The 14,922-nt window shown below is 64.6% G+C and carries 14 protein-coding genes and 1 pseudogene; 10 read left to right on the top strand and 5 right to left on the bottom strand.

The genetic code is table 11. The features are described 5' to 3' along the window. The first annotated feature begins 257 nt into the window (after nt 1-257). The 3 genes from B5V03_RS20385 (at nt 258) to B5V03_RS20375 (ending at nt 2,628) form a co-directional block, all read left to right on the top strand. The gene (locus B5V03_RS20385; RefSeq protein ID WP_129272189.1) at nt 258-806 is read left to right on the top strand and encodes a 2'-5' RNA ligase family protein; all 549 of its coding nucleotides are present in this window, start codon (nt 258-260) and stop codon (nt 804-806) included. 2 nt (nt 807-808) lie between these two features. Then, nucleotides 809-1,144 (top strand): hypothetical protein, encoded by a 336-nt coding sequence (locus B5V03_RS42395; RefSeq protein ID WP_245502280.1) that lies wholly within the window; start codon nt 809-811, stop codon nt 1,142-1,144. 524 nt (nt 1,145-1,668) lie between these two features. After that, nucleotides 1,669-2,628, top strand: coding sequence for a c-type cytochrome (locus B5V03_RS20375; protein WP_245502279.1), 960 nt, complete (start codon nt 1,669-1,671; stop codon nt 2,626-2,628). 25 nt (nt 2,629-2,653) lie between these two features. On the opposite strand, the pseudogene B5V03_RS20370 reads toward B5V03_RS20375, so the two are convergent. Next, nucleotides 2,654-2,982: pseudogene (locus B5V03_RS20370) on the bottom strand (chromate transporter); the annotation flags it as partial. 146 nt (nt 2,983-3,128) lie between these two features. Between B5V03_RS20370 and B5V03_RS20365 the strand changes: the two are divergent. Beyond that, nucleotides 3,129-3,614, top strand: coding sequence for a GNAT family N-acetyltransferase (locus tag B5V03_RS20365; protein WP_164988153.1), 486 nt, complete (start codon nt 3,129-3,131; stop codon nt 3,612-3,614). An 87-nt stretch (nt 3,615-3,701) separates the two neighbouring features. On the opposite strand, the gene chrA is transcribed toward B5V03_RS20365, so the two are convergent. Together chrA and B5V03_RS20355 are read right to left on the bottom strand one after the other, a co-directional pair. Then, nucleotides 3,702-5,087, bottom strand: a complete 1,386-nt coding sequence (gene chrA / locus B5V03_RS20360) for a chromate efflux transporter (protein WP_129272187.1) — start codon at nt 5,085-5,087, stop codon at nt 3,702-3,704. Next, the gene (locus tag B5V03_RS20355) at nt 5,087-5,905 is read right to left on the bottom strand and encodes a chromate resistance protein ChrB domain-containing protein (protein ID WP_164988152.1); all 819 of its coding nucleotides are present in this window, start codon (nt 5,903-5,905) and stop codon (nt 5,087-5,089) included. The genes chrA and B5V03_RS20355 overlap by 1 nt, the downstream gene beginning before the upstream one ends. A 198-nt stretch (nt 5,906-6,103) precedes the next feature. Between B5V03_RS20355 and dmeF the strand changes: the two genes are divergently transcribed. From dmeF to B5V03_RS20330, 5 genes are all read left to right on the top strand, one after another. Further along, nucleotides 6,104-7,063, top strand: a complete 960-nt coding sequence (gene dmeF, locus B5V03_RS20350; RefSeq protein WP_129272185.1) for a CDF family Co(II)/Ni(II) efflux transporter DmeF — start codon at nt 6,104-6,106, stop codon at nt 7,061-7,063. An 89-nt stretch (nt 7,064-7,152) separates the two neighbouring features. Further along, nucleotides 7,153-7,983: an N-acyl homoserine lactonase family protein gene (locus B5V03_RS20345; protein WP_129272184.1), complete on the top strand. Its 831-nt coding sequence runs from the start codon at nt 7,153-7,155 to the stop codon at nt 7,981-7,983. Nucleotides 7,984-8,063: 80 nt separating this feature from the next. Further along, nucleotides 8,064-8,942 (top strand): DMT family transporter, encoded by an 879-nt coding sequence (locus tag B5V03_RS20340; protein ID WP_129272183.1) that lies wholly within the window; start codon nt 8,064-8,066, stop codon nt 8,940-8,942. A gap of 352 nt (nt 8,943-9,294) precedes the next feature. Then, on the top strand, nt 9,295-9,942 hold the full coding sequence (locus B5V03_RS20335; RefSeq protein ID WP_129272182.1) for a hypothetical protein: 648 nt from the start codon (nt 9,295-9,297) through the stop codon (nt 9,940-9,942). Nucleotides 9,943-10,019: 77 nt separating this feature from the next. Beyond that, nucleotides 10,020-12,083, top strand: a complete 2,064-nt coding sequence (locus B5V03_RS20330) for a methyl-accepting chemotaxis protein (protein WP_129272181.1) — start codon at nt 10,020-10,022, stop codon at nt 12,081-12,083. Nucleotides 12,084-12,096: 13 nt separating this feature from the next. On the opposite strand, the gene B5V03_RS20325 is transcribed toward B5V03_RS20330, so the two are convergent. Together B5V03_RS20325 and B5V03_RS20320 are read right to left on the bottom strand one after the other, a co-directional pair. After that, on the bottom strand, nt 12,097-12,285 hold the full coding sequence (locus tag B5V03_RS20325; protein ID WP_129272180.1) for a hypothetical protein: 189 nt from the start codon (nt 12,283-12,285) through the stop codon (nt 12,097-12,099). A gap of 31 nt (nt 12,286-12,316) precedes the next feature. Continuing rightward, complete coding sequence (locus B5V03_RS20320; RefSeq protein ID WP_129272179.1) at nt 12,317-13,474, bottom strand: MFS transporter; 1,158 nt, start codon at nt 13,472-13,474, stop codon at nt 12,317-12,319. Between the two features lie 175 nt (nt 13,475-13,649). Here B5V03_RS20320 and B5V03_RS20315 point away from each other — a divergent pair, with 175 nt between their 5' ends. Beyond that, nucleotides 13,650-14,909, top strand: a complete 1,260-nt coding sequence (locus B5V03_RS20315; protein ID WP_129272178.1) for an adenylate/guanylate cyclase domain-containing protein — start codon at nt 13,650-13,652, stop codon at nt 14,907-14,909. The last annotated feature ends 13 nt before the right edge of the window (nt 14,910-14,922 follow it).

Here is a 14,922-nt window from a genome sequence, read left to right as displayed (position 1 = left end):
GGGCCTGCGGTTCGTGACGATCGCGATCCGCCCCTTGTCTCAGGCCAGGGTGTGTCGTGTGTACGACAAATCCGAATTTCGGTAAAGTGGAATATTTTCGGGTGCGGGGCTTGACACGTCATGAGGTCACACGGCGCGGGTGTGTTGTCCGACGGGCGGTCGTGCGACCTGGTCATCAACGGCGGCTTGTGAGCCGTTGCGGATATTCGAGGGGCGGTCCAAGATGACGTACTTCACCGGGTTGGGCAGGGTGCTCGATGGCAGTCGCAATCAATATGCGTGCCGATAACGATTCCGCGGACGCGATCGAACAGTTATGGGACCAAGTTGCTGCGTTGGAGGACGGGCCGTCGATGCGCACGCTGGCGTACCGACCACATCTGACATTCGCGATTTATGATTCCCCCGGGATTGACGAAGAGACGGCGTGGAAAGCAATGCTGTCTGCAAGCGCAGGCGAAACGCAATTGCCCGTCACGTTCAGGCGAATGAGGTGGTTCGTAGGCCCGCCACTTGTATTGTGGGTTGAGCCCGAACCGAGCGAGACCCTCAGAAGGTGGCACGCTTTAATCAGCGCTGCGATCGACCCGGCCCACTGTCGGCCACATTATCGGCCCGGTGTGTGGACGCCCCACTGCACACTTGGCACACGCATCGCCGATAGAAACAGCAAAGACGCTATTGCCTTCGCGCAGTCATTCGACCGGCGCATTCAAGTCAATTTCGACGTCGTGGATTGCGTCGTTTTTCCACCTGTGCGGGTCGTTGCGGAGCGGGAGCTGCCGAAGGGGCGTTCCGTTGCGTAGCGATGCTAGCCACCATCGCAGGGTCTCGCGCGGTGCTGATCAAGCCGCTGGTGTCGCAGGCGAGCGTGATCCTGATGCCGGGCAGCGATGGCGTGATCCAGGCTGGCAACCATGGCGACATCCACGGCCTGAACGGCAACCAACTTGTTCGTACCCGCTACGCCTATGCGGCGCGCGGGCTCGTAGTGCTGGTCGTCGATGTCAGCACTGACCTCAGGAGTGCTGTCGACTATATGGCGGTGATCAAGCGGCCGGTGACGGTGGTCGCCACCAGCGCTGGCACGTGGCGCGCGGCAGAGGGGGTTGCGCGTGGCGCGAGGCCGGACGCGCTGGTCTAAACCTCGGGCATTCTCAGTCCGGAGTCGGGCCCGGCGTCGAGGAATGTTGAATCAATCCTCGGCTCGCCGTCGGCACTGCCGCCCACGCTTGTGATTCATCACCGCTATGACGGCTGCAATCTGACGCGGCCTTCTGGCGTCGAGCCCTTCATCAAATGGGCGGGCGGCCGCGCGCGGGTGAGCTGGCTCTTGGGCGGCGTCAACCAAGGTAATCCCTGCTACGCAGACGCTTATCATGGCTTCAAGGGTCTCGATGACCAAGTGGTTGATCTCGCCGCCCGCTTTCGCTGAAGTGTCTCCGTGTGATCGAAAATCAGATTACGTCAGCTTCTGGACCCCAAACCGGACCAGGCACCCAAATCCCCAATTGACGCCAACCTATCCCGGCCCTTCAATGCTTCCTTGAACGCCTAGTGGAGGCACGCCTGCCCGCAGATTTCTGCGGCGCCGCTTCGCGAGCGGCCGATCTTCACGCTTTCGGCTTCGAAGGTCCAGGTCCGTCGATGCGCATGGAGGTCTTAGCCATGAGGATTTCTTCAGCGCTTTTCGCCCTTTCGCTGACGTCGCTTGCTTCAGCGGGTGCGCCTGCACAAAGCCAAGACGGCCCGCCAGCATGGGCCTATCCGGTAAACCCGCCGAATTTCCAACGCGCCCCCGACGATGGTACGCTACGGCGAGTCCCTGACAGCGCCGCCGGTTTTACGCTCACGCAACTGCGCGATCTGTTCGCCGCCCCCGACTGGCATCCGGAAGACCATCCGGCTATGCCAGAGATCGTCGCAAAGGGGAGAAAGCCTGACGTGTTCGCGTGCGGCGTCTGCCATCGGGCAGACGGACCGGGCGGCCCCGAGAATGCCAGCCTGTCTGGCTTCTCGGCGGAATACATCATCCAGCAAACGGTGGAGTTCAAGACGGGCCAGCGTACGAATTCGGTGCCCCGCGTCGCCACCGACCTGATGATCAAGACGTCCAAGGCCATCACCGATCAGGAGCTCAAGGAGGCTGCGAACTATTTTGCGTCAATCAAACCGAGATCGAACATTGCGGTCGTAGAGACCGATACCGTTCCGAAGACACATGTCAGGGACTTGTTCCTTGCGCCGATGGACGGCGGCGAGAAAGAGCCCATCGGCCAGCGCGTCATCGAGATTCCGGAAAACGTTGAACACTTTATCAGCCGGGACTCGCGCGCTCGTTTCATTGCCTATGTCCCGGTTGGCAGCATTCAGAAAGGGCGGGCATTGGCCGCGAGCGGCGACCTCCGCGTCCAGTGCGCCGCTTGTCATGGTGCCGACCTCAAAGGGACTGCCGTGGCGCCAGGGATTGCGGCCCGTTCGCCCACGTACATGTTCCGTCAGCTTTACGACTTCAAGTCGGGCGCGCGGAAGGGCGCCGGTAGCGACCTCATGAAACCGGTTGTTGAAAACCTAGGCATCGAGGACATGATCGCGCTGGTCGCCTATACGGCGTCGCTCATGCCTTAACGTTTCTTGGCTGCCCGTACACGCCCTAGATCACTCCCGCCAGCCGCAACGCCACGCCCGCCGCGCAGCTGCCGGCCAGCACCGTCAGCATGCCCAGCTTAAAGCGAAGATCGCAGTCGCGGCCGCAATCGCCAGCACGAGCGCCGGGATGTCGACGCTGGTCAGCACCGGCCTATCAAAATTCAGCGGGAAGGCGTGCACCGGCACGGTCTTGCGAAACAGCGTGTGCAGCGCGAACCAGATCGAGAGGTTGAGGATGACGCCGACCACGGCTGCGGTGATCGCACTGAGCGCGCCGGCAAGGCCGGTATTGCCGCGCAGGCGCTCGATGTAGGGGGCGCTGCCGAAGATCCAGTCCGCAGGATGGGTTGCGCACTTGCGAAACCCATCACCGCGCGTCTTAAGTCTGCAGATGGGTTTCGCTGCGCTCTACCCATCCTATGGGCTGCCACGTTCATTTGATTGGCGATATGCTTGCGGCTCCAATTGGAGAAAGTGCGATGATCCGGCGTGCCAATGCGTCAGATATCTCTCGGGTGGCTGCTCTCTATCACGCGGTTTGGCACGAGACCCACGCTCCTTTTATGCCCCGGGCCGAAATTATCCATCGGTCCATCGGATTTTTCATGGAAAGGATGACGGCACTGTTGCAGTCGACTTTGGTAACAGAACTGAACGAAGAGGTCGTCGCGTTTTCGGCATGGAGAGGCCAGCATTTGGGGCAACTGTTTGTCGCGATGTCACATCGAGGGACGCGCGTCGCATCAAGTCTGCTGACCGCCGCTGAGATTGAGATGGCCAAGGAAGGCATCGTCGAGGGAGAGCTGCACTGTGCCGTTGGCAATGACCGTGCGCGCCGCTTCTACGAGCGCATGGGCTGGCATCACAAAGCGAAAATAATGGAGCAGGTTGCCGGTGAGCACGAGCAAATCGACGTCCCTTTCTGGTGCATGACCAAAGTTCTCACCATCCAAAATACACGTTGATCGACCACTTTCGCTCCTGGCCTAAGGTCGCCATGCGGCGTCGCCTTCCGGTGGCAAACGGAACGTGACGAACCGTGAGTGCACGCCTCAGATCACCCCCACCAGCCGTAGCGCCACGCCCGCAGCGCAAGAGCCCGCCAGCACCGTCAGCATCCCCAGCTTGAAGCGGAAGATCGCCGTCGCCGCCGCAATCGCCAGCACGAGCGCTGGAATGTCCACGCTGGTCAGCACCGGCATGTCGAAATTCAGCGGGAAGGCGTGCACCGGCACGGTCTCGCGAAACAGCGTGTGCAGCGCGAACCAGATCGAGAGGTTGAGGATGACGCCGACGACGGCGGCGGTGATCGCACTGAGCGCGCCGGCGAGGCCGGTGTTGCCGCGCAGGCGCTCGATGTAGGGGGCGCCGACGAAGATCCAGAGGAAGCACGGTGTGAAGGTGACCCAGGTCGCGAGCAGCCCGCCGAACGTTGCCGCGAGCATTGGTGATAGTCCGCTTGGATCGCGATAGGCCGCCATGAAACCCACGAACTGGAGCACCATGATCAGCGGGCCCGGCGTGGTCTCGGCCATGCCGAGGCCGTCCAGCATCTCGTGCGGCTTCAGCCAGTGATAGTGCTCGACCGCCTCCTGGGCGACATAGGCCAGCACGGCATAGGCGCCGCCGAAGGTGACCAGCGCCATCTTCGAGAAGAACAGCGCGATCTGGCTGAACAAATTGGCCTCACCGAACGCTGCGAGCAGCGCGATCACGGGCACCAGCCACAGTGCCAGCCACAACGCGCCGACCCGGATCGCGCGCGCGGTGTTGGGGCGAACGTGATCGGGCACGGCGTCGCCGAGCATGCTGTCGATCACGGCGCTGCTGCCGCTAGGGCCGTGACCGGCCGGGGCGAATTCGGGGCGGCCTTGCCTCGCGCCGATATATCCGATCACGCCGGCGGCGATGATGATGATCGGGAAGGGGACCGCGAAGAAGAAGATCGCGACGAAGGCGATCGCCGCGAGCGCGATCATGATGCGGTTCTTCAGCGCGCGCTTGCCGACGCGCACCACGGCTTCGACCACGATGGCGAGCACGGCGGCCTTCAGCCCGAAGAACAGCGCCTCGACGAAGCTGACATTGCCGAAGGCGGCATAGATGTAGCTCAGCCCCATGATGGCAATGATGCCGGGAAGGATGAACAGCCCGCCCGCCATCAGCCCGCCGGCGGTGCGGTGCATCAGCCAGCCGATATAGGTCGCGAGCTGCTGCGCCTCCGGTCCCGGCAGCAGCATGCAGTAGTTCAGCGCGTGCAGGAATCGACTTTCGGAGATCCAGTTCTTCTCCTCGACCAGGATGCGGTGCATTACCGCGATCTGGCCCGCGGGCCCGCCAAAACTCAGGCAGGCGACGCGGAGCCAGACGCGGAAGGCTTCGCCGAAGCTGATGCCGTGACCGGCATCAGCTCCCGTTTGATTGGTGCGGGTGTCCATTACGCCTTCACCTTGTTGGTCGGCCAGTTGTGGGTCTCGCCCGTGGCGTCACGGCACCAGCGGTAGAAGGCGTCGTAGAGCAGCATGCCGGCCTCGAGTTGTTCGAGGTCGTCATCGTACATCCGCGACAGCCCGAGCGAGGCTGCGAGCAGGCCGGGCGCTTCCGGGGCCAGATCTGGTCGCGCGGTGTCGGCGCCGCGCACCAGCGTTGCGAGCCGGAGCAAAGGCGGCGACGCGATCCCGAACTCCTCGATCATGACGTCGAAGGTGCAGAGCTCGCCGCGGTGACTCCAGAACACGTTCTCGATGTCGAAGGGGGCTGCGTTGAAGCGCTCGCCGACAGCGGTCACTTCGGACGGTGCCACGAACAGGAACACCGCGTTGGGATCGACAAAGCGGCGGATCAGCCAGGGGCAGGCGATCCGGTCGACCTTCGGCCGCGCCCGGGTCACCCAGACGGTGCGGCCTTTCGCATCGCGCGGCGGCAGCTTGCGGGTGTCGAGCAGCGGCAGTTTCGCCGCTTTCCAGCCCTCAAAGCCGTCTTCCAGGGTTTCCGCTTCCGCGCCGAGCTGCCTGAGCCAGGCGGCCGTGCCCTGTGCGAGCTTGGCGCCGCGCAGGCAAGACACGATGGCGGAGCGGCCGGCAAATTCGCCGCCCCATTCCGCAACGGTCTCGTGGCTGAGCTTGATCGAGCCCGGGATCAGCCGCCGGTCGGCGGCAAAATCCTCCTCCGTGCGTACGTCGATCAGGACAGGAGCATTGGCCGTGCCGATCAGGCGCGCCAATTTATCGGATGATATGGTCGTGAATGTAGACATGTTGTTGCGTCCTCGCAAAAACTGACGGGACGCGATACTTGGGCATGTCGCCTCGTGGGGAGATCGCTCAAATCCCCATGCGCTGATTACAGCGAAACTCGGTATCGCTGTCAATCCTTGGGTGCGATTGGGCCTTAGAAGTTGGGGCATCACAGTCTATATTACGGGCCAACAGCCTGAGATTCCGGAGACTTTGCGATGCATTCTCATTCCATTGAACAGTGGACCCACGACCACGCCTTCCTGGGCGACAAGCACGACGAGAACGAGCGGCGCACCTGGCTCGTGGTCGTCCTGACGCTGGTCATGATGGTCGGCGAGATCGTCGCCGGGTCGCTGTTCGGCTCGATGGCGCTGCTGGCCGACGGCTGGCACATGGGCACGCATGCAGCCGCACTCGGCATTGCCGCCTTCGCCTACCGCTTCGCGCGCCGGCACCTCGGAAATGCGCATTTCACCTTCGGCACTGGTAAGTTCGGCGATCTCGCCGCCTTCTCCAGCGCAATCATTCTGGGCCTGATCGCGGTCGAGATCGCGTATGAGAGCGTGCTGCGGCTGTTCACGCCGGTGCCGATCGTCTATGGCGAGGCCATTGCGGTTGCAGTGTTGGGGCTGTGCGTGAATCTCGCCAGCGCGTGGCTGCTGCGTGACAACCATGATCACCACCATCACGGCCATGCGCATCATGATCACGATGATCATGACCACGATCATGATCACCACCACCACCATCATCACGACAACAACCTTCGCGCGGCGTACGTCCACGTCATGGCGGATGCGGCGACCTCGGTGCTTGCAATCGGTGCGCTTGTCGTCGCCATGTATTCGGGCTGGGTCTGGGCGGATCCGGCGGTCGGCCTGATCGGCAGCGCCGTGATCGCGAGTTGGGCGTTCGGCCTGATCAAGACGTCAGGCGCGGTGCTGCTCGACGTGCGCGCCGACGAGAAGCTGGAGCGGGTGATCCGGGCGCGGATGGAGGTCGGCGACGATCGCGTCACCGATCTGCATCTGTGGCAGGTCGGCCCCGGCCATTGCGCCGTGCTGGTGTCGGTTGTCTCGGACACGCCGAAGCAGCCGGCGGTCTACAAGAAGCGGCTCGCCGGGCTGAAGGGCCTCAGCCACGTCACCGTCGAGGTCGAGACTTGCCCGCACTGATGTGAACGGCGGGGGCGGAATTCAGCGGCGCGGCCGGGGTTGATCCTCGGTCGCAACCGATCCAATCGCTTGCCAAGGAGGGACCAAGGATGATGCCCAGACTCAAGCTCGCTCTCGCCGCCGCTGCGCTCGCTTTGTCCGCTCATGCGGCCATGGCGCAGTCGGAGAAGACCGGCGTCGAAAGGCTCTACGTCCTCAATTGCGGGGAGGGCACCGCCGGCGACATCTCGCGCTGGACGCCCGGCCTGAACGAGGGCAAGACGATGGACTTCGTCGATAGCTGCTATCTCATCAAGCACAGCAAGGGCTGGTTCATATGGGACACCGGCATCGCCGATGCCGTCGCCGCCATGCCCAACGGCCTCGTGCCCGCCGATCCCAAGGCGGTGACCTGGAAGCGGCCGAAGACGCTTGCCGCCCAGCTCGAGCAGCTCGGCGTCAAGCCCGACGACGTCAAGGCGATGGCGGTGTCGCACACCCATCCCGACCACACTGGCAATGTCGAGCTGTTCCCGCAGGCCATGCTCTACGTGCAGAAGGCCGAATATGACTGGCCCGGCGCGAACAACGAGCCGCGCTTCAAGCCGTCGCATCCGGTCGAGCTGCTCGCGGGCGACAAGGACGTGTTCAGCGACGGCAGCGTGACCATCCTGTCGACACCGGGCCATACGCCGGGACACCAGTCGCTGCTGGTAAAACTGCCGAAGACCGGCGCGGTGATCCTGTCCGGTGATGCCGTGCACTTCAAAGACAATTGGGACAACCGCCGCGTGCCCAGCATGAACGCCAACAAGGAGCTCAGCGCGGCCTCGATGCAGAAAATCTCGGACACGCTGGACAAGGAGAAGGCGCAGCTCTGGATCAACCACGACAAGGCCCAGCGCGACAGTCAGAAGATGGCGCCGGAATTTTACGACTGATGCTTGCACTGGTGCTGCTGCCATGACGCCGGCAGCAGCACCGTGCTAGGCCCGCCAAAACGCCGCGACAGGAGATGATCGTGGGAGAGTGGGCGGGGGTCGCGATCGCGTTGCTATCGAGCAGCCTCGGCGGCACCGCCGCGGCGATCACCCGCTACCTCGTCGGCGGCGCCGATCCCATCCTGCTGGCGATCCTGCGCTGGGGGGTCGGCTTCCTCTGCCTGCTGCCGTGTGCGTTACTGCTCCGCGTACGCTGGCCGCAGCGGTCGGACTGGCCGGCGGTGGCGCTGCTCGGTATCTGCTTCTTCGGCCTGTTTTTCATCCTCTACAATATCGCGGTGTCCTACACGACGGCGGCGCGCGCCAGCCTGGCGCTGGCGACGCTGCCGCTCCACACCATGGTGGTCGGCGCGATCCTCGGCGTCGAGCGGCTGACCGCGCGCAAGATCATTGGCGTCGGCATCGCCGTGCTCGGCGTGGCGGCAGCGCTGGCCGCGGGCCTCGCGCAGAGCCCGCCCGGTGCCTGGCGCGGTGAGCTGATCATGACCGGCGCCGTGTTCTGCATGGCGTTCTACAACGTGCTGTCACGCCCCTTCATGCAGCGTTCGAGTCCGCTCGGCTTCCTCACGGTCGGCATGGGCGCGGGCGCCGCCGTGCTGGTGCTGGCGGGGCTGGTGAAGGGCAGCTTTGCGGCGCTCGATCATTTCACGACGGCGCAATGGATTGCCGGCATCTATCTCGGCATCGGCGGCGGGGCGCTCGCCTTCATCCTCTGGGTGATGGCGCTGGCGCGGGCGACGCCGACCCGGGTCGCCAACACGATGACGGTCAATCCGATCGCCGCCACGCTTCTGGCCGCGCTGCTGATCGGCGAGCCGATCACGGCCAATCTCTTGATCGGGCTCATCGCCGTGTTTGCCGGCATCTGGATCGCGACCGGCGAGGCGAAGCCGAATTGATCGGCGCCGCGCATTGCGACCGACACAAAAATGTCGTCCGCAATTTTACGGATAAGTCTGCCTCGCAATTACAGTACGCTGTGCAGATCGATGCAGCTTGAAGCGAGGCATCGTCCCTGCGCTGCTCATGGTTTGAGCATGGCGCTCATCATGAGTTCAGCAGGCATGCCGACCGGAGAGACGGGCATGCGTTCTCCGAAGTTCGTTCAGGCCTTCATTTAAGCGGGCCTTAAAGACTCGGCCGATATGCATGCAAGCGTGCATAATTCAACAGAGCGGCCAGGACATGCGTAATTCGATCGGACGGCGTCAGTTTTTGTGCGGTTGTTGCGCTGTGCTCGGAGCTGCGGCTTTGCCGAGACAAGCGCGAGCGGTGGGCGATCCCGAGATCGTTCCGATCGAGTTCGCAAGCTTCCACGATCAGACGTTCAAGAACGACTATTTGCAGTTCATGAATGTCACGATCCCGCCCGGACAGATTGCCGCCTATCACAGTCACACCAGGGATTTTGCGCAGGTCTACATGGCGGTCTCGGATGCGGAGGGGACTCCGCTTGGCGGCAAGCCCGTCATCACGCCGCGCAAGGTCGGAGAAGTGCTGTTCACCAACTACACGAAGAAACCGGGCGTACACCAGGTCGCCAATGTCGGCGCCAGCGACTTCCGGATCATGGGGTTCGAGCTATTCGATTCGGAGCCCGGGCGCTTTTCACCGCTTGCTCGCCCCGCGCCCTACGTCTCGGTCATGGACAACCACCGTGTGCAGGCCTGGCGGTTGATCCTCCAGCCGGGCGAGGCTGTGCCGGCGATGCAGCAGGCGGCGCCCGGAGTGCGCATCGTGGTGCAGGGCGGCATGCTGGTCGAAGGCATCGAGGGTAAACCGGATCACAAGCTCAACCTGAAGTATGGCGACTTCGCGTGGCAGAACGCAGGCCCCGTACGGACAATGCGAAACGCGGGCACATCGGTCGTCGAGCTCGTCGAGTTCGAACTGAAATAAGGCGTACCGCTGGAGCATGAGGACCGGCGGGGGCCGGCCCTCATGTCGCGGGCAGCATTGCGAATGAGGAGCGGGGCATGTCTATCAAGCGGTCGGGTATTGCGATTGCAGCGTTGATGTCGGGCGTCGTCGTCCTGACCTCGGGCCTGCAACTGAGCGAGCGCTGGAGCGCTTACCAGAACGCCATCGCGGCGCACGCGCTGGAGACCCGTCTGACCGCCGGCTTCGATGCCGTTGGCAGCTTGACCATCGAGCGTGGTCCCGTCAACCGGGCGCTGCTCGGGAAATCCGCAGCGGATGATGCGGTGCTCAAGGAGTTCGCCGACAATCGCCGGACCAGCGACGAGGCCCTGGCAAAGCTGGAGACGCTGGCTCGCGGCGATGCTGACCTGACGCAGCGGGTCAAGGCGGCCGCAGCGAAGATCGCCGCCGCGCGCGAGGAGGCCGCTTCCTACTGGCAGAAGCCGCTGGCTGAGCGTCCCGGCGGCATCGCTGGCAAGGCCATGCGAGACTACGCCGAGGCAATGGCGCGCCTGAACGAACTGCTGGAGTCCGGCATCAAGGCGACGATGCGGCTGAGCACCACGGCGGGAAACCTGCTCGATGTCGCGCAGAAGGGATGGGTGATCAGGCAGACCGCCGGACAGGTCTCGCTGTTGATTTCCGGGCTTGTGACGTCAGGCCGTCCGGCGACACTGGCGGAACGGGACGAACTCAGCGCTGCAAACGGCCAAATGACACGGCTCTGGGCTGAAATCCTCGACCGCGGCGATGATGTTCACGCGCCCAAGAGCACGCGGGCCAGCGTCGGCGCGGCCAGGGATCGCTATTTCGGTTCGGACAAGCCACTGCGCGACGGGCTGACCAAGGCCGCATTCGACGGCACTCCTTACGCGGTGTCGGTGGATGACTGGCGCAAATCCGCCACGAGCGCGAACGCCTCGCTGCTGGGAATCCGTGATGCCGCCTTGCGCGACGCGCAGGCCGTGGCCGAGCAGGACGAAGCCGACGGGCTGGGGGGCATCCTGTTCGCCGTCGCGGCCATTCTGGTCGTCCTGGGATTATCTGCAGCTTCATCGGTGCTGCTCGTGCGCCACTTGCTCACGCCGATCTCGAAGCTTTCGGAGGTGATGACCCGGCTTGCCCGCAACGAGGAGGCCGAGGTGCCCTTCGCCGCCCGCAAGGACGAAATCGGCGGCATGGCTCTCGCCGTGCAGGTCTTCAAAGAGGCCATGGCCACCACCAATCGACTGGCTGGAGAACAGGCCGCCGAGCGGATCGTCAAAGAGAAGCGCACGGCGCGTCTCGAAGGCCTGGTTCGCGATTTCGAGACCAAGGCGGGGGCCATGGTGGCGCTGCTGGCGTCGGGAGCTACCGAGCTCGAGACGACAGCGCGATCCATGTCCTCGACCGCGACGCAGACCAAGGGGCAGGCGACAACGGTCGCGGCGGCCGCCGAGGAAGCCAGCATGGGTGCGAGCACCGTTGCCTCTGCGGCGGAGGAACTGACGGCATCGATCAGCGAGATCAGCCGCCAGGTCGCACAATCCTCGACGATCACCGGCCGGGCGGTGGCCGATGCGCAGCGGACCGACAAGATCGTGCAGACATTGGCCGAGGGGGCCGAGAAGATCGGCGCGGTGGTCACCTTGATCCAGGCTATCGCGGCTCAAACAAACCTGCTGGCCTTGAATGCGACGATCGAGGCGGCGCGGGCTGGCGACGCCGGGAGAGGCTTTGCCGTGGTCGCCTCCGAGGTGAAGATGCTGGCGACCCAGACGGGGACGGCGACGGCGGAGATCGGGGCCCAGATCGCGCAAATTCAGGCTGCCACCAAGGAGGCTGTCGACGCGATCCGCGGAATTACCGGGACGATCGAAGAGGTCAGCTCGATCTCGAATGCGATCGCGACGGCAGTGGAGGCGCAAGGCGTGGCGACGGCGGAAATCGCCCGCAACGTTCAGCAGACATCGCAATCGGTGAAGGACGTGACGGCGACCATCGGCGGGGTGAGCAAAGCGGCAACGGAAACGGGCGTCGCGGCGACCGAGGTGCTGAGCGCGGCCGACGGTCTGTCGCGACAGGCCGTGCAGCTGACAAGCGAAGTCGGCAGCTTTGTTGAGGACGTTCGGGCCGCCTGAAGCGCGATATGCTTTAGCGCGGCGCCGTCACGGCCGGCGGTCCGCTCTCCGGGGTCTTCTTCGGCTTGAGCGAGCCGGCATAGAACGAGATCAGCCAGACCAGCAGGAGAGCGAGGAGATAGACGCCCCAGGCCTGCGGCGGCGTCGTCGCCCAGCGCAAAAGGCCTTTGAACGTGCGGGGCGGGCTGTTGTTGTCGGTCATGGCCCGCTTGTGCGCGAAAGCCGCCGTGCGGTCAATCCGGCCGCTTCCCGGCACGGATCAGGAACAGCGCCGCCAGCGCCGAGAGGCTGAGCGCGGAGGAGACCATCAGCACTTTGGCGCCCATGACGTCGATCAGCAGGCCGAAGGCCAGCGGCGCCACCGCCTGTGCCATCCGCGCCGGCGCGCCGATGACGCCGAGGCGATAGCCAAAATCCTTCGGGCCGAAGATCGACAATGGCAGCGTGCCGCGGGCGATCGTCAAAATGCCGTTGCCCGAGCCGTGGAGCAGTGCAAAGGCGCTCGCGGCGGCGCCGCCGAAGATGGCGACGACGGCAGCTCCGATCGGATGGGTGAGGCAGGCAAGGCGCGTCGACCACAACGGATGAAATCGGCTCAGGACGCTCGCTTCGAGGATGCGCGCCACCACTTGCGCCGGGCCGATCAGCGCGCCGGCGGCGATCGCCTCGACATGCGTCGCGCCGGTTGCTTCCAGGATGCGCGGAAAATGCACCGCCATCGCGCCGGTGACCGTCCACACCGCGGCGAAGACGAAGGCGAGCAGCACCATGGTGCGATCGAGCGGCAGATGCGGCTTCTTGGCGGCCGCTGCCGCCTGCCTCGCGCCCTTGATCGCCGGCAGCATGAAGTAGTTGAGGGGCAGGCCGATCAGGATGTTGGCGGCGGCCCAGGCAAAGCAGGTCTCGCGCCAGCCGATATGGGCGAGCCCCCAGGCGGTGAGCGGCCAGCCGACGGTGGAGGCAAAGCCCGCCATCAGCGTGATGCCGGTGATGGGCCTGCGCGCCTCGGTGCCGTAGATGCGGCCGAGCGCGGCGAAGGCGGCGTCATAGAGCCCCATCGCCATGCCGATGCCGAGCACGAGCCAGGCGATCGCCATCACCGCCACGGATTGCGAGAAGCCGAGCAGGACGAGACCGGCGGCCATGATCAAATTGGAGGCCGACAGCACCTGCCGTCCGCCGACGAGATCGATCTGTCGGCCGATCCGCGGGCCGAGCATGGCCGAAATCACCAGCGAGGCCGAGAACGCGCCAAAGATCCAGTTGGCGGAGATGCCGAGGTCGTGCGCCATGGGATCGGCGAGCAGCGCCGGCAGATAGTAGCTGGAAGCCCAGGCCAGGGTCTGCGTGGTGCCGAGCGCCAGGATGATCGGAAGCTGGCGCTGGCTCATCGCGGTGCGATTCTGGTCTCGGTCTGCGGCGGTCTCATTGATCGCATTTGCAGCCTGCAACAAGAGCGCGTCAACAGCGCCTGCGGCATATTCGACCTGCTGCGGGCGGGAGCCTTGGTTGCGTAGCCTTCGGGCGCGGCCTTTCGCTCGTCACGAATGCACGCCATAATGGCGCATGCAATTGACCTCGCGCCTCGCGCTGATGAACTGGCTGACCGGCCAGGGGCTGACGGGCCTGCCCGAAATCGAACTGCTCCGCGGCTTCTGCGAGCGTTGCCGCGCCGAGGGGCTGGAACTCTCACGCGGGCTCGTCGTCATCGACACGCTGCATCCGATCTATGAGGGCCGCGGCTTCCGCTGGAGCGACCGGGCGAGCAACGAAAGCGACGCGTTCGAATATGGCTCGACCGCCGAGGGCGATGCGGCCCAGAGCTGGCGCCGCTCGGTGTTCTTTCACATGCTCGAGCACGGCCAGGACGAGATGGTGATCGACCTCGCCGACGCGCCGTCGATGGATTTTTCGCAGATCAGCGAGCTCGCCGAGAAGGGCCACAAGCACTATCTCGCCTTCGTGCACCGCTTCGGCGAGAACGGCGCGCTCGGCCTGATGGATTGCCTGTATTCCTGCTGGACCACGCGCCGGGACGAAGGCTTTGGTGAAGATGAGCTCGAAGCCCTGCGCGACCTCGTGCCGGTGCTGGGGCTCGCGATCAAGTCGGCGCAGCAGGTCGACATCGCGCGCACGCTGGGTCGTGTCTATCTCGGCCGTGGCGCCTCGGAGCAAGTGCTGGGCGGCCGCATCTCGCGGGGCGTTACCGAGCGCATCAATGCCGTGCTGTGGTACTCGGATCTGCGCGGCTCGACCGGAATCAGCGAGAGCATCGGCCCCGACGAGATCATCCCGTTCCTCAACGACTATGCGCAGGCGGTGATCGACGCCATCCACGACGCCGGCGGCGACGTGCTGAAGCTGATCGGCGACGGCGTGCTGGCGATGTTCACCGGCGAGGACATGGCGCATGCGCGCCGTGCCGCGCTCCGTGCCGAGCATCTGTCTCGCCAGAACGTCGCGGCGCTGAATAAGCGGCGGGAGGCCGCCGGCCGTCCCGTCACGTCGGCCTATATCGGCCTGCATGTCGGCGAGGTCTTTTACGGCAATATCGGCAGCGAGGACCGGCTCGATTTCACCGTCGTCGGCCCGACCGTCAACGAGGTCAGCCGCATCGCCTCGATGAGCCGCTCGGTCGACCGCGAGCTGCTGGCATCAGCGGAGTTCTACAAGGGGCTGGACGCCGCCGGCCGCCGCTACCTCGTCTCCACCGGCCGCTACGCGCTGCGTGGCATCGGCCGCGCGCAGGATCTCTACACGCTCGATCCCGAGGTGGACGCCAGCGAGCCGGTGACGGGGAGCTACGAGCGCTACCTGGCGAATTAGCTCCGCTGCTCCA

Source organism: Bradyrhizobium betae (assembly GCF_004123905.1).
Lineage (GTDB): Bacteria > Pseudomonadota > Alphaproteobacteria > Rhizobiales > Xanthobacteraceae > Bradyrhizobium > Bradyrhizobium betae_A.
This window is presented reverse-complemented; position numbering and strand designations above follow the sequence as displayed.